This window comes from Paenarthrobacter sp. NPDC056912 (assembly GCF_042786555.1).
Classification (GTDB): Bacteria; Actinomycetota; Actinomycetes; order Actinomycetales; family Micrococcaceae; genus Arthrobacter.
This window is the reverse complement of the sequence record NZ_JBHUCD010000004.1, coordinates 57,419-71,855: the sequence shown is the minus strand read 5'-3', so window position 1 is coordinate 71,855 and position 14,437 is coordinate 57,419. Positions and strand designations below refer to the sequence as shown.

13 protein-coding genes are annotated in these 14,437 nt (G+C 62.0%); 5 read left to right on the top strand and 8 right to left on the bottom strand.

The genetic code is table 11. The features are described 5' to 3' along the window. Positions 1-19 precede the first annotated feature (19 nt). Entirely contained in the window at positions 20-1,051 is a 1,032-nt protein-coding gene (locus ACFRJ9_RS05745; RefSeq protein WP_377665354.1) for an ABC transporter permease, read from the bottom strand. 399 nt (positions 1,052-1,450) lie between these two features. Between ACFRJ9_RS05745 and ACFRJ9_RS05740 the strand changes: the two genes are divergently transcribed. Beyond that, on the top strand, positions 1,451-2,434 hold the full coding sequence (locus ACFRJ9_RS05740) for a formylglycine-generating enzyme family protein (RefSeq protein WP_377665352.1): 984 nt from the start codon (positions 1,451-1,453) through the stop codon (positions 2,432-2,434). Here the strand turns inward: ACFRJ9_RS05740 and ACFRJ9_RS05735 are convergent, their stop codons facing one another. The 6 genes from ACFRJ9_RS05735 to gatC all read right to left on the bottom strand — a co-directional run bounded on the left by ACFRJ9_RS05735 (position 2,435) and on the right by gatC (position 8,948). Continuing rightward, on the bottom strand, positions 2,435-2,995 hold the full coding sequence (locus ACFRJ9_RS05735; RefSeq protein ID WP_377665350.1) for a DUF5666 domain-containing protein: 561 nt from the start codon (positions 2,993-2,995) through the stop codon (positions 2,435-2,437). A gap of 93 nt (positions 2,996-3,088) precedes the next feature. After that, complete coding sequence (locus ACFRJ9_RS05730) at positions 3,089-4,120, bottom strand: Gfo/Idh/MocA family protein (protein WP_377665348.1); 1,032 nt, start codon at positions 4,118-4,120, stop codon at positions 3,089-3,091. 4 nt (positions 4,121-4,124) lie between these two features. After that, the gene (locus ACFRJ9_RS05725) at positions 4,125-5,216 is read right to left on the bottom strand and encodes a Gfo/Idh/MocA family protein (RefSeq protein ID WP_377665346.1); all 1,092 of its coding nucleotides are present in this window, start codon (positions 5,214-5,216) and stop codon (positions 4,125-4,127) included. Positions 5,217-5,575: 359 nt separating this feature from the next. After that, a complete protein-coding gene (gene gatB / locus ACFRJ9_RS05720) occupies positions 5,576-7,084 on the bottom strand; it encodes an Asp-tRNA(Asn)/Glu-tRNA(Gln) amidotransferase subunit GatB (protein ID WP_377665344.1) in 1,509 nt (502 codons plus the stop codon). Next, a complete protein-coding gene (gatA, locus tag ACFRJ9_RS05715) occupies positions 7,084-8,646 on the bottom strand; it encodes an Asp-tRNA(Asn)/Glu-tRNA(Gln) amidotransferase subunit GatA (RefSeq protein ID WP_377665342.1) in 1,563 nt (520 codons plus the stop codon). Before gatA ends, gatB begins: the two co-directional genes overlap by 1 nt. Before the next feature lie 5 nt (positions 8,647-8,651). Then, on the bottom strand, positions 8,652-8,948 hold the full coding sequence (gene gatC / locus ACFRJ9_RS05710; protein WP_211711130.1) for an Asp-tRNA(Asn)/Glu-tRNA(Gln) amidotransferase subunit GatC: 297 nt from the start codon (positions 8,946-8,948) through the stop codon (positions 8,652-8,654). 161 nt (positions 8,949-9,109) lie between these two features. Between gatC and ACFRJ9_RS05705 the strand changes: the two genes are divergently transcribed. From ACFRJ9_RS05705 to ACFRJ9_RS05690, 4 genes are all read left to right on the top strand, one after another. Continuing rightward, positions 9,110-9,538 carry a DUF6507 family protein gene (locus ACFRJ9_RS05705; protein ID WP_377665338.1) on the top strand — a complete coding sequence of 143 codons (429 nt, stop codon included), beginning with the start codon at positions 9,110-9,112 and terminating at the stop codon, positions 9,536-9,538. Positions 9,539-9,548: 10 nt separating this feature from the next. Further along, positions 9,549-11,507, top strand: a complete 1,959-nt coding sequence (locus tag ACFRJ9_RS05700; protein WP_377665336.1) for an alpha/beta hydrolase — start codon at positions 9,549-9,551, stop codon at positions 11,505-11,507. Positions 11,508-11,581: 74 nt separating this feature from the next. Further along, complete coding sequence (locus tag ACFRJ9_RS05695) at positions 11,582-12,040, top strand: hypothetical protein (protein ID WP_377665333.1); 459 nt, start codon at positions 11,582-11,584, stop codon at positions 12,038-12,040. Positions 12,041-12,151: 111 nt separating this feature from the next. Next, the gene (locus ACFRJ9_RS05690; RefSeq protein ID WP_377665331.1) at positions 12,152-12,610 is read left to right on the top strand and encodes a hypothetical protein; all 459 of its coding nucleotides are present in this window, start codon (positions 12,152-12,154) and stop codon (positions 12,608-12,610) included. A gap of 140 nt (positions 12,611-12,750) precedes the next feature. Here the strand turns inward: ACFRJ9_RS05690 and ACFRJ9_RS05685 are convergent, their stop codons facing one another. Next, positions 12,751-14,253, bottom strand: coding sequence for a CitMHS family transporter (locus ACFRJ9_RS05685; RefSeq protein ID WP_377665329.1), 1,503 nt, complete (start codon positions 14,251-14,253; stop codon positions 12,751-12,753). Positions 14,254-14,437 lie beyond the last annotated feature (184 nt).

Genomic DNA, 14,437 nt, shown 5'->3' with positions numbered 1-14,437 from the left:
AGCGGCGTGCTAACCGGGCTTAGCGTGCTTGCTTTGCAAAAATTCCGTCTTCGCCGAAGCGGTGGGCAAGTTTGTTGGCTCCGTAGATCAGCAGGGCACTGACCACGCCCTTCGCCAGGCCGGCTGCCGCGCCAGAGCTCCACCCGCCTCCTACTACACCGGTGTAGTAGGTGAAGGTGTCCAGTACTTCGGCGGCGCCGGCTCCCACGGCATCCCGTTGGAGGATGAACTGCTCGAAACCAACCGAGAGAATGTCGCCGATACGCAGGATCAGGAGCAACACGATGACCGGCCTCAGACCTGGAAGGGTGATGTGCCACATCCGGCGCCACCGTCCTGCGCCGTCCGCAGCGGCCGCTTCGTACAGCGAGGCATCGATGCTCGCCAGCGCGGCCAGGAAGATGATCATGGCCCAGCCCGCGTCTTTCCAGATCATCTGGACCACCACCATCAAGGGGAAGGTCTCGGGGTTGGTCATGAAGGGAATCGGGTCCATGCCCCAGTCCCGGAGCAGATTGTTGACAAAGCCTGCGCCGCCCAGCATCTGCTGGAAGAAGGCGATCACCAGAACCCAGGACAGGAAGTGAGGGAGGTAGGCGATGCTTTGGAAGACCTTGCGGACCCGTGTGCTGATCAGTGAATCAACGATCAGCGCAAGGACCAGCGGGACCGGGAAGAGGAAGACCAACTGCCAGGCCGCCAGGTACAGGGTGTTCCAGAAGGCGTGGGTGAAGTCCGGGTTTGCGAACAGGTCCACGAAGTTCTGCCATCCGACAAAAAGGCTGTCGCCGATGCCGAGGTAAGGCTGGTAGTCCTGGAAAGCGATAACGTTGCCCAGGATGGGGATGTAGAAGAAGAGCAACAGGAAGGCCACGCCCGGGACCATCATGAGGAGCATCTGCTTGTCGCGCTTCAGACGGGACCGGAAGCTCTGCTTGGGGGCTTTGCTGCCCTTGCGTTTCCGCGGGCCGGCCAAGGTTCTTCCTGCCTCGGACTCCGGGACTCGGCGCGCTTCCGGCAATGCCGGAGCTTGTTTCGTCGTCGAGTTCATACTGTCTCCTCAAGTGCTGAGCTAGAACCACATGTGATTCAAGCCACGCTCGTTAACCGTTTAACAAACCATAAGTGACCGCCGTCTCATTTGCAAGATCGTGATCGAAACTGCTCACAAAAATCAGCTTTCATCATTTCTGCGGGAGATGGGCACCGGTAGAATTTGACGAGCGGCACGCCTGCCGAGGGTTGGCTGGCAGCGCCGCACCCGTTGCCGCCGTTCGCACCAGTAGGAGCGGGTGCGCGCGGCGGGAAAAGGTGCACTGCCGGGGAAAGGGTGGTGCGCGTAGCGGGAAGAGGTGCGCTGCCGGCAGACGAGGCGGGCAGCGGTGGAATCACACAAGGGGTTGGTATGGCAGATTGTTGCAGTCCGGGCGCAGGCGCCAGGGATCATTCGATGCCAGGTCTGGCTCTCCCCCTGACCGAGGCGGGCGGAGCCAGCGGCGAGAGCACCGTCGTCGTGCGTTCCGCTCAGGGGTCGCCTCCCGTGACCCGTTCCGCAGCGGCGCGCCAGCCCGACGTCGATATCCCGGCCGGGCGCTTCGCCATGGGCGACCCCTTCGATGAAGGGTACGAGGGCGACGGCGAGTCCCCGGTACACCAGGTGACGATGTCCCCCTTCCGCATCAGTGCCACCACCGTGACCAACGAAGAATTCGCGGAGTTCATCGATGCCTCCGGTCACCGCACGGAGTCAGAGGTCTTCGGGACCTCGGCTGTGTTCCACCTGGCCGTCGAAGCGAACGAACAGGACATCCTCAACCGGGTCAACGGCGTGCCGTGGTGGTTCAACGTGCGCGGCGCGGACTGGGCCCACCCGGCCGGCCCCCTCTCCAACTGGCAGGACTTCCCGGACCACCCCGTGACCCACGTGTCGCACAACGATGCCTTGGCATACTGCGAATGGGCCGGGCGACGCCTGCCTACCGAGGCCGAATGGGAGTACGCTGCCCGCGGCGGTGTGGCCGGTCAGCGCTACCCCTGGGGCAACGATCTTCACAACAAGGCCGCCGGCGCGGCAGCCCACAACTGCAACATCTGGCAGGGTGAATTTCCGGTCCGTAACGACGTCGAGGACGGCTACCTCACCACGGCACCGGTCCGTTCATTTGCGCCCAACGGCTACGGCCTGTACCAGACCAGCGGGAACGTCTGGGAGTGGTGCAGCGACTGGTTCCTGCCCAAGTACTACAAGACGTGCCTCTCTGCCGGGACGGTCCAAGACCCCCAAGGACCCACGATCGGGCGCGGCAGGGTGATGCGTGGCGGCTCCTACCTCTGCCACGACTCGTATTGCAACCGTTACCGGCTGGCCGCAAGGAGCTCGAACACCTCGGATTCGGCCAGCGCCAACCTCGGCTTCAGGACGGTAGCGCTGTAACTACTTGTGGGCGTGCTTCATGCCGTGCCCCTTGAGCGCAGCAGGGAACTCGCCTGACACGATGCGCGTTGCTGTCACTGTGCCGTTCTTGGTGCCGGCGACCCTGACAGTGTCACCGATTTTCAGGTCCGCCGCGCTGGCAGACGGCAGAGTGGGCCTTCCTTTGCCGTTCCGCAGCTCCGACAGGTCTCCGGGAAGCTTGGAAATACGCGTGTCGGCATTGATGTCGTACCGCTGCGTGAAGCCGTCCTCGCTCTTGACGGTCACTTCGGAATCGCTGACTGCTTCGATGGTTCCGGCCTGCGTGATCACCGTGCGATACGTTCCGTCCGGGTTCTTCACGACGTGCTCGCCATGGATGGCATGTCCGCGTCCCTCACCAGGCTTCTCGTCAGCAGGGGCGGAGGGGCTCGGTGAATCGGTGGCGCTTGGTGTAGTGCTCGACGGCGAAGGGCTGGGTTGGGTGCCTGCCCACACGGCAGCTGCACCGCCGCCGGTCAGAACAACGGCGATCCCGCCGGCGAGAAGGGCCCGGTGAAGGCCCGGTGTCATGGTGGCCATGCATCCATTGTGCGCCCCTCGCATAAGAAAGTAGCTCGCAGTTGTGGTTGTTCTGGGCTCTCAAAACAACCACAACTGCGAGCTACCTGGGCACTAAACGTCGGAGATGCTCACCGTCGCGCCCGTCAGGGCAGACTTCTGCGCGGCAAGGACGATGCGAAGGGTTCGTAGTCCAACGTTTACATCAGGCTGCGGCTGCACTCCCCCTCGTACGCCCTTGAGGAAGGCCCTCAGAAGAGCACCGTCAAAATTGGGGCCATAGGGCAGCTCAATCGGGGCACCTGTCGCAGCTTCCAAGCCACGGGCGCTCGGGCCGAAGAAGTCGATATCAACCGTTCCGGCTGTTCCGGCAACGCTCAGCTTCACGCCACCCCAGGTAGGGGCGGTATCCGGAAGGCTCCAGGAACAGTCGATTCCGGCGATCACACCGTTGTCGTAGGAGATTGTGACCAATCCCGCTGTTTCAGCCCGAGCGCGTTCGGAGTGGAGTTTTTGGTTGACGACTGCGGTAACGCTTAGCGGGTTCGCACCCATCAGGCCTTCAAGGAGATCAGCGATGTGAACTACGTGATCCACCAGCGCACCTCCGCCCGAGAGCGCGGGATCGGAAAACCACGAACGCATGCTGGGAAGTTGGCCGTTATTGCTGCCACGCACTGACACGATTTGACCCAAGGCGCCATTAAGGTGGGCGGCTTTGAGCTTTTGGAAGGTACTGGCAAACCTCACCGGGAAGGCCATCATGAGCATGACATCCGCGCCCTCTACTGCTTTCCGGATTGCAATGCCGTCCTCAAGAGTGGTCGCGAGCGGCTTTTCGCAAAGAATGTCTGCACCGGCAGCTGCAGCAAGCTCTACCAGTTCCCGGTGGCGGGCGTTCTCGCTGGTGATGACGACGGCATCCGGGCGCCAAGCCAGCAGTTCCTCAAAAGTATCCACATAGTCCACGCCCAGCCGCTCCGCCATCGCCCGTCCCCGTAATTCGCCAACCGGGTGCGGGCCTGGGTCAGATGTCAGGACAGTTACACCTTGACTCCCCTGCAGGAGCCTTACATACCCCATAGCGTGAGTGTGGGCGAAGGACATGACAGCAACTTTGAGAGGCTGTTCAGGGCTGTAGTTCATCGGGTCACTTTCCTGATGTCGTGAGAAGTTCTACAGGCTGGCCAGTTTCCAACGACAGGAGGGCCGCGTTCGCGATTCGTACGGCCTCGGCGCCGTCGTGCATGGACACTCTGGGTTCATCGTCGCTAAGGAAGGACTGAACGAACTCCCGAATTTCCAAGAAGTAGGGGCTCTCCGCTGGATCACTATCAGGAACGAGCTCGCCACCCGTTGTTGGTGCGGCTAGGTCGGCCAAGTAGTTCAGCTCCGAGGCAGAGGAATGTTGCAGGCTTCCCTTGGTTCCGGTTACCGAATATTCGGTCGTGAAGCGGATATGCTTCGGTCCCCATAGTCCAGCTACGTGGCTGATCGCCCCTGATGCGTGCGTCAGAAGCACATGTGCTGCTTCGACGGGTTCATATGAAGTACCGGTTCGGAAGGAGACTGCCGATACGTTAGTGATCTCGCCGGCGATCCATCGGGCAGTGTCTAGGTCATGAATCATTTGGTCCATGATGAGGCCTCCAGATAGCTCTCGATCAGCGAACCATGGAGTCCTGGTGGGGAAGGCGCCCGACCTGGAGAACCTGAGAACGGCAAGGTCGCCCAAGGTTCCTTTAGCGACAGCTTCGAAGAGCCGAACATATTCGGGGAAGAATCGAACTACGTGTCCGGGGTAAAGCTTCCGCCCGAGCTTCTGGGCCAATGCGACGATTTCTGCGGCTTCGGCGTCTGTTCGGGTCAGCGGCTTCTCTGAGATGACATCTTTCCCGGCTTCAAGAGCCTTTCGAATCAGATCAGCATGGGTGTGCGTCGGAGTTGCAATGTCGACGTAGTCGACCTTCTCGAACAACTCATCCAGACTGTCAACGGCAGTACCCCCATATTGAGCGACAAGCGCCGAAGCCCCCTCTTGGGAGTAGACGTAGACGTCGGCTCCCAGGTTTAGAAGGTGCGGAAGGTGCTGGTGGCTGATTCCACCGGCGCCAACAAGTCCGATGCGGGGCGTCTTGGTCTTCTGTGTCATTTTCCTTCTATCGTTTGCAGTTTTTACAGGTTGATGTTGCACCCGCCGCGCGGCGGCCCGACCGGAAACACAGGAAAGGGCACCGGTCATCACGGTTGATGAGTCACTACAAGCCGTCATGACCGGGCTTTCCAGACCCCGCTATCCCAAGCAGGTCGCAGTACAGCACGTTTTGAGCCCCCAAAATGCGCCTAACTGCGACTCAGCGAAAACCTCACTGTGATTCAGGCCATACTCGTTAATCGTTTAACAAAACCATATGTGACGGTCATCTCTTTTTGCAAGATCATGATCGAAACTGCTCGCAGAAATCAGCTGTCATCAGTCCGGATCGAGTGTCCGCGTCCGATGGCGCCCCGCGCACAAAAAAGTAGCCCGCAGTTGTGGTTGTTCTGAACTCTCAAAACAACCACAACTGCGAGCTACTTGGGCGTGGGACCGCCGGAGCTTTAGCCCTCTACGCCGAGCTTCTCCAGGATGAGTTCCTTGACGCGGCCAGCGTCAGCCTGGCCACGGGTGGCTTTCATGACACCGCCAACGATCGCGCCAATGGCTTGGATCTTGCCACTGCGGATCTTCTCCGCGACGTCCGGCTGAGCAGCCAATGCGGCGTCGATGGCTTCCAGGAGGGGACCGTCGTCGGACACAACAGCCAGGCCACGCTTCTCGACGATCTCCGCCGGGGTACCCTCGCCGGCAAGGACACCGTCCAGGACCTGAGTGGCCATCTTGTTGTTGATCTTGCCGTCTTCGACGAGCTTGTTCAGCTCAACGATGACCTGCGGCGTGACACCGAGTTCGGCGGGATCGACGTCGGCAACCTTGGCGCGGCCGACGATCTCGCCCATCCACCACTTGCGGGCGACATCGGCGGACGCACCTGCAGCGATGGTCTCCTCGATGGAATCCATGACACCGGCGTTGACAACGTCGCGGAATTCCAGGTCCGAGTAGCCCCAGGCTTCCTTGAGGCGCTTGCGGCGCTCTGCCGGCGGCTCGGGAAGGGTGGCGCGGAGTTCTTCCACCCACTCACGGGAGGCAACGACGGGAACCAGGTCCGGCTCCGGGAAGTAGCGGTAATCGTCGGCGTCGGACTTGGGCCGGCCCGACGTCGTCGAACGCGTGTCCTCGTGCCAGTGGCGCGTCTCCTGGACAATCGGCTGGCCGGAATCCAGGACGGCAGCGTGGCGCTGGATCTCGTAGCGAACGGCGTGTTCAACCGCGCGCAGCGAGTTCACGTTCTTGGTCTCCGAGCGGATGCCGAAACGCTCCTGGCCGTGGGGGCGCAGGGAGACGTTGGCGTCGCAACGGACGTTTCCGCGCTCCATCTTGGCGTCGGAAACGCCGAGGTTCTTCACGATCTCACGGACGGCAGCGACGTAAGCCTTGGCCAGCTCAGGCGCGCGGCTGCCGGCGCCTTCGATCGGCTTGGTGACGATTTCAACCAGCGGAACACCCGAACGGTTGTAGTCCACCAGCGAGTAGTCGGCGCCCTGGATGCGGCCCGCGGCGCCACCCATGTGGGTGAGCTTGCCGGCGTCCTCTTCCATGTGGGCGCGTTCGATCTCCACGCGGAAGACCGTACCGTCCTCCAGTTCGATGTCGAGGTAACCGTCGTAGGCGATCGGCTCGTCGTACTGTGAGGTCTGGAAGTTCTTGGGAGTGTCCGGGTAGAAGTAGTTCTTCCGGGCGAAGCGGCAGGTCTCGGCGATCTTGCAGTTCAAGGCAAGGCCGATCTTGATGGAGGATTCCACCGCGGTCTTGTTCACCACCGGGAGAACACCGGGCATGCCCAAGTCAACCTCGTTGACGTTGGTGTTCGGCTCGTCGCCAAAGACGTTTGGCGCGGAGGAGAACATCTTGGTCTTGGTGTTGAGCTCCACGTGGACCTCGAACCCCAGGACGGGATCGTACTTCTCCATGGCCTCTTCGAAGCTCAGGGTTGCGTCGACGGACATTAGTTGGAACCTCCGGCGCTGTTGGAAGCGGAGCCTAACAGCGGGGCTTGCGCCAGGAGCGGGCCGCCCCACTTCTCCTCAAGGATGGTTTCGAGCACGGCACCGACGCGGTACAGGCGGGCGTCCTCGCGGGCAGGAGCCAGCAACTGGATACCAACAGGCAGGCCGTCCTCGTCAGCCAGGCCACCGGGCAAGGAAAGCCCCGGGATGCCGGCCAGGTTGGCGGGAATGGTGGCCACGTCATTGAGGTACATGGCCAAAGGATCGTCCAGCTTCTCTCCCAGTTTGAACGCCGTGGTGGGCGCCGTGGGAGAGATCAGGACATCGGCCTGCGCGAACGCGGCGTCGAAGTCGCGCTGGATCAGCGTGCGGACCTTCTGCGCCGAGCCGTAGTAGGCGTCGTAGTATCCGGCGCTCAGTGCGTACGTGCCAAGGATGATGCGGCGCTTGACCTCGTCACCGAAGCCGGCAGCACGGGTAGCACCCATGACCCGCTCAATGGTCATCGGACCGTCCGTGGGCAGCACGCGCATGCCGTAGCGGACGCCGTCGAACTTGGCCAGGTTGCTGGACACCTCGGACGGCATGATCAGGTAGTAGGCGCCCAATGCGTACTTCAGGTTGGGGCAGGAAACCTCGACGATTTCGGCACCGGCATCCTTCAGCAGCTGCAGGGATTCGTTGAAGCGGTTCTCGACGCCGGCCTGGTAGCCCTCGCCGTGCAGTTCCTTGATGATGCCGATCCTCATGCCTGCAACGTTGCCCACGCGGGCAGCAGCAACCAGGTTGTTGAACGGGTCCGTCAGGGACGTGGAGTCAAAGGGATCGTGGCCGCCGATGACTTCCTGCAGCAGGGCGGAGTCCAGTACTGTGCGGGACACCGGGCCGATCTGGTCAAGCGACGACGCCATGGCGATCGCACCGTAGCGGGAAACGGCACCGTACGTCGGCTTCATGCCCACAGTTCCGGTGACGGCGCCGGGCTGGCGGATGGATCCACCGGTGTCCGTGCCGAGCGCCAGCGGCGCTTCAAAAGCGGCGACGGCGGCAGCGGAGCCACCGCCCGAACCACCAGGAATGCGGTCCAGGTCCCACGGGTTGCGGGTAGGACCATATGCCGAGTGCTCCGTGGAGGAACCCATGGCGAACTCGTCAAGGTTGGTCTTGCCCAGGATGGGCATCTTGGCCGCGCGGAGCTTCTTCACCACGGTGGCGTCATACGGGCTGTGCCAGCCCTCAAGAATCTTCGAACCAGCTGTCGTCGGCTGGCCAATGGTGACAATGAGGTCCTTGACCGCGATCGGCACACCGGCAAGGGCGTGCAGTTCCTCGGCAGCAGCACCGCCGGCAGCGCGAGCAGCATCAACTTCGGCTGCGACAGCCAAAGCTTCCTCGCTGTTAACGTGCAAAAACGCGTGGATGCCATCGGCCCCGCCATCTACAAGGGCGATGCGGTCAAGGTGCGCCTGCGTCACCTCGACGGCGGAAACTTCGCGGGCGGCCAGCTTCGCAGCGAGATCAGCAGCGGAGTGGCGGATGAGTTCGTTCTTCAGCTCAGTCATAGTGATTAGTCCTCATCCAGGATTGCCGGGACCTTGAAACGGTTCTCGAAAGCATCCGGCGCACCGGACAACGCCTGCTCAGCCGTAAACGTGTGCCCCACAACGTCCTCACGGAACACGTTGGTCAACGGAATCGGGTGGGACGTAGCCGGGACATCCTCCCCGGCGGCTTCGCTGACGGACTTCACCGAATCAACGATGACGGCAAGCTCCCCGGCCATCCTGTCCAGTTCTTCGGCACTCATTTCAATGTGAGCGAGTCGCGCCAGATGCGCGACGTCGTCACGGTTGATCGCAGCCATGGATCTCCCCTGCAAAGTTCAAATGGTTTTCCGGACCAGTCTACTTGGCTTGGGTGTGCCGGTCAGACGGTGGGCTGGCGCCCAGGACGTGCGGGCCTCAGCCCGAGACTTGATTCGTCGTCACGTTTTGGCCTGAAAGGTCACGTCATAGGTATATGCCCATGCCCGAGTTTGTCATTTCGATGGATGAACGGGGCGGGTTTGACCTAGTGGAAGGCGATTGGTTGGCGTACGACATTGATTCTGGCGGGGTGTTGGCCGTGGTGGCTGCAGTGAAGCAGCGCACCGGTGGGTTTGGTCCGGTGCAGGCAAAGTTCCGGCATGTTGGTGATGAGTTGAGCGGAGTTCTCCACGGGGGCCCCGTTCATGTTGCCCTCCGGCTTTATGGCGGGACGGTGCTGGTCCCTGGCCTGCGGGCCTTGGCGCAGCGGACGGCCAATATCTTTGGTGGTGCGCAGGCTGCGATCACCGCGTATGTCACCGGTGATGAGCAGATGGTGGCCACGTCGCTGGCTCATTCCGGAAGCGTGGTGGCTTGGTCCGGGCTGGGTTTCCGGGTGGGCAGGTTCTGTCCGGTGCCGGTGGGTTAGGGGCCCGGCCATGTACGAGATTGATACATCGGTGGTGGAGGGGTGGCCGGATCCTGCGGCGTTGGAGGAAGCAGCGGCTCCGTTGCTGGAACACGCGCAGGGTGTTGTGAATGTGGTGCAGGCTGCGGCGTCGGAATGGTCGGGCCTGGCGGATGTGTACCGGGCTCCGGAAGCGGCGGAGCTGGTGGCTGCGTTCGGGAAGCCCGTGCAAGTGAGTGAGGCGCTCCGGACGGGTGTGGTGGTGGTGTACCGGGCGTTGCTGGGCTACGCGGACACCGTCCGGGATTTGAACCGGCGCCGTGGGTTGCTGCTAGATGAGATCGAGGCTTTCTACCGTGAGCGGGACACGTACCTGGAGCGGATGGCGCTCATGGAGGGTATGGGTGATGAATCGGCCTCGATGAGCGGTACGGCGGTGGCTTACGAGGCCGACGATCTGCAACGGCGTGTCCGTTCGCTGGCGGCTGAGCATGAGCAGGCCGAGAACGATTGCGCCCGCCGGATCAACAGCGTGCCTCCGGCGGACGGTCCGGTACCGGCATATTACGACGCCGGAACGGCGACGGACCTCGCGGTGGACCGGACCCGGTCCCGGCTGCAGTACCTGGAGAGCACCGCAGAGGCCGGTGCCGCCGGGTCGCTGGAAATGCTGGCGCTGCTGAAATCGTTGACGCCGGGCCAGTTGCTTGACTACGGGATGGCCGAAGCCGATTTCCTTCGCTCCGGCCTTGCTTCCCCTCCGCCGGTGGACCAGGTCCGTGACTGGTGGGCGGGGTTGTCCCCGGAACAGCAGGCCGCGTTGATGGTCGCCGCCCCCGGGGTGATCGGGAACCTGAACGGGATCCCCTACAAAGCCAGGGCGAAAGCGAACCGGATCAACCTTGACGCCGTGTTCAAGGACCCCCGGACCAGGGCAGAGGACAAGGCCGCGCTGCAGGTCATCTACAAAGCGCTTAAGCCCGCTGACAAGTTGCTGGCGCCCCCGCGGAGCATCGTGTCCTTCACCCCGGACGAGAACGGAAAACCCTTGGTGGCGGTTGCGATCGGGGATCTGGACACCGCCACGAACGTGACCTGGAACGTCCCGGGCATGAAAACCACCGTGGCAGACGGGCTGGAATCATGGACAAAATCAGCCCAGGACCTCTATGACGGGCAGGTGTTTGCCGATCTAATCAGTAAGGACAAAGAGTCCAATTCCGTTGTGTCGTGGGTTGGGTATGACAGTCCGGAGGAGCCACCGAGCGGCGAGGTGTTGTCGACCGAGCTGGCCAAAGCTGGCGGGGCTAAACTCGCCGCCGCGTTGGATGGCTTCACCGAAACCCGGGCGACCCCAGAGGACGACGCCGGTCGGCCGCGGTTGAACGTGGTGGCCCACTCCTACGGCACCACTACGGCGTCCTACGCGCTGAAGGCAACCAGGCATGAGGTAGCGACGGCGACGTTTTTCGGGTCTGCGGGTATCGAGTGGCGGGAAATCGGCTCCGCGGCGGACCTGCATGTGGCCAAAGACCCGGCCGGAAAACCCGAAGTGTATGTGACCGCGGCCAGTGAGGATCGGGTCGCCCCGTTGGGGATCCTCGGCAGCGGGCTCAGGGGTCGAGAGGGGCGGTGGGATCCTACCGGTGACTGGTTCGGGGGAAAGAATTTCTCCTCCGGAGGCGGCTACGACCCGGACACGGGCACGGTCTACACGAGAACGACCGGGCACGATGCCAAAGGATGGGCAGCCGACGGCAGCGGCGACACCGTCTTCGCCGCCACCAGCGACCACGGCTACCTGGACCCGAGGACGGAGTCCGCCCATAACATCGCGTTGACCTCAACCGGTCGCGGCCATCTGATCAAGGAACTGATTCCGCTCCGCCACGAAGCGAGGCCCGGCTACGGCGGGATGGACTACCCCACCGGGCCCTTGATCGAGCGTGATCTCACCCCGGAAGAACTCACCGAGGAGCGGAGCAAATGACGACGACAAAACCCAATCGCAAAACGTGGTTGGTATCGATGATGGTGGGGTGTTTGATGATGACAGGGTGTGGCATGAACTCAACGAATGATGGGCAGCAAGGCGAGCCAGGACCCGGCGAGCGAAGCGCCGAGGAGGTGTTCACGGAATTTATGGATGCCATGGAGGACACAGTTCAGCACTCGGGCACGACATGGCCCGGGTGGGACCGCAACGACACAGCGGATTACGTGTCAGAACCTTGTGGGGTACACGCACGGGCCGACGGCCGGCTATACCAGCGCCAGATAAGGGGTGGTCCCGTCGATGATCCGCAGGCCGCTGTGGAACGAATGAAGGCACATCTGAAGGCAAAGGAATACACCATCGGCAACATCTTCGACAACATGGGCGGAAACACCACAGGCATCCAACTCAATGCCAGAAGCCCAAGAAGGCTCCTCGTACAGTTCACGCCGTCCAAAGAAACAAGCTACATCAAGGTGATGGGTGAATGCACCTTGGACCCGGCCGCCAGGAAGAAGACCACCTGAGTGGGCGTCTCCTCCCAGCCCCGCCCGCTCAAACGTAGACATCCCCACAGCCCGCAGCATTTCTTGATCTCAATACTCACAGTCGGGTGTTTGGTGATGACAGGATGTGGCATGAACTCGACGAATGATGGTCAGCAAGGCGAGCAGGGACCCGGTGAGCGGACCGCTGAAGAGGTGTTCACGGACTTCATGGATGCTGTTCACGACACAGTTCAGCACTCGGGCACGACATGGCCCGGGTGGGACCGCAACGACACAGCGGATTACGTGTCAGAACCTTGTGGGGTGCACGCCCGGGCCGACGGCCGGCTATACCAGCGCCAGATCGAAGGCGGCCCCGTAGAAGACCCTCAGGCTGCTGTTGACCGAATGAAGGCTCATTTGGAGGCCAAGGGATACACCATTGGAAATATCTTCGAAAACATGGGCGGAAACACCACAGGCATCCAACTCAATGCAGAAAGCCCAAGAAGGCTCCTCGTACAGTTCACGCCGTCCAAAGAAACAAGCTACATCATGGTGATGGGCGAATGCACTTTGGACCCGGCCGCCAGGAAGAAGACCACCTGAATGGCTGCCACATCCCGATCCCGCCCGCTCGGCCGAAGAGATACCTTAACGCCAAATCGCGGGTCCGCTGCACAATGCGCTGTTGCTGAACGGCGAATTGGTAGCGAACCCGCGAACTCGACACTTGAAGCGGTAACTGGTTAGCCGATGCCGATTGCTCCGGTCAGGACTCCGACTCCCAGCATGACGATCGAGATCACTGCCGTGCGCCAGAGGACCTTTTTGTGGTGGTCGCCCAGATCTACCTTGGCGAGGGAGACCAGCAGGAGGATTGCCGGGACCAGCGGGCTCTGGAGGTGGAAGGGCTGGCCAGTGATGGAAGCGCGAGCCATGTCCGCTGCTCCGACCCCGTAGTGCGCGGCGGTTTCGCTGAGGACCGGAAGGACTCCGAAGTAGAAGGCGTCGTTGCTCATGAAGAACGTCATCGGGATGCTGAGCAGGCCGGTGATTACCGCCATGAACGGGCCCATGTCTGCGGGGATGATCTGGACGAGCCATTCGGACATTGCCTTGACCATGCCCGTGCCGTTCAGGACACCGGTGAGCACAGCAGCAGCCATGACCATACTGACGACGGCCACTATGGACGGTGCGTGGGCGATCAGCTGGGCGCCCTGTTCCTTGACCTTGGGGAAGTTGACCAGCAAGGCGATGGCCGAACCAACCATGAAAACGAACGGAAGAGGAACAATGTTGGCCACCAGCACCACCATTACCGCGACAGTCAGGCCCAGGTTGAACCAGAACAGCTTGGGACGCAGTGTGGTGCGGTTGGGGTCCAGCGCAGTGTCGGCCATGGCGGTGTCGTGGTCGTCAACGAGGGTTGCCGGATCTTCCAGGACCGCGACGCCGGAACCTCCGGCGGCGCCCGGCTTGCCTGCGGTTGTGGTGGAGCCGGTGCGGCCAAAGCCGAAGCGGCCCTTGCCCGAACCCGAGCCCGAACCGGCGGCGACTGAACCGCCGCGGCCGTTGCCGCCGTCGAACGCGTCAGCAGGATCGGCGACGTCGCCCCAGATCTCGGGAGCGGTGGTACGGAGGCGGTTGCGTTCCTGGAGGCCCAGCAGCCAGGAGAAGACCAGCACCACGATGAGGCCAACGATGAGGGACGGGACCATGGGGACGAAAACATCGTTGACGTCCAAGTGCAGCGCGGTGGCGGCGCGGGCGGTGGGACCACCCCACGGAAGGATGTTCATGGTGCCGTTGGCGAGGCCCGCCACACAGGTGAGGACCACAGGGCTCATCTTGAGGCGCAGGTAGACCGGCAGCATCGCGGCCGTGGTGAGAATGAAGGTAGTGGAGCCGTCGCCGTCAAGGGACACAGCGGCAGCCAGGATGGCGGTGCCGAGGACAACCTTTGCGGGGTCGTTGCCCAGCTTTCGGAGGATGAACTTCACCAGGGGGTCGAACAGTCCGACGTCGATCATCAGGCCGAAGTAGATGATGGCGAACATCAGGAGCGCGGCCGTCGATGTCATCGACTTCATTGATTCCATGACCATGGGGCCAATGCCAAGACCGGCACCGGCGAAGAGGCCAAAGACGGTGGGGACAATGACCAGCGCCAGAACGGGCGTCAATTTTTTGGTCATGATCAGGACCATGAATACCGCAATCATTGCGAATCCAAGCAAAACCAGCACGGCCGGCTCCTTACTACTGTGAACGGCGTCACTTCGGTGTGATGCGCAATACAGACGCTATAGTGGCGCCGGTCACGGGCAGGGGTTTCCGGGAATTGTTCGGAATACTGCTCATTGCGAACGTTTTGCGCATTATGCTCAGTGCTTCAATGGAGCTGGACGAAAGGAGAAAAGGTGCCGCGCA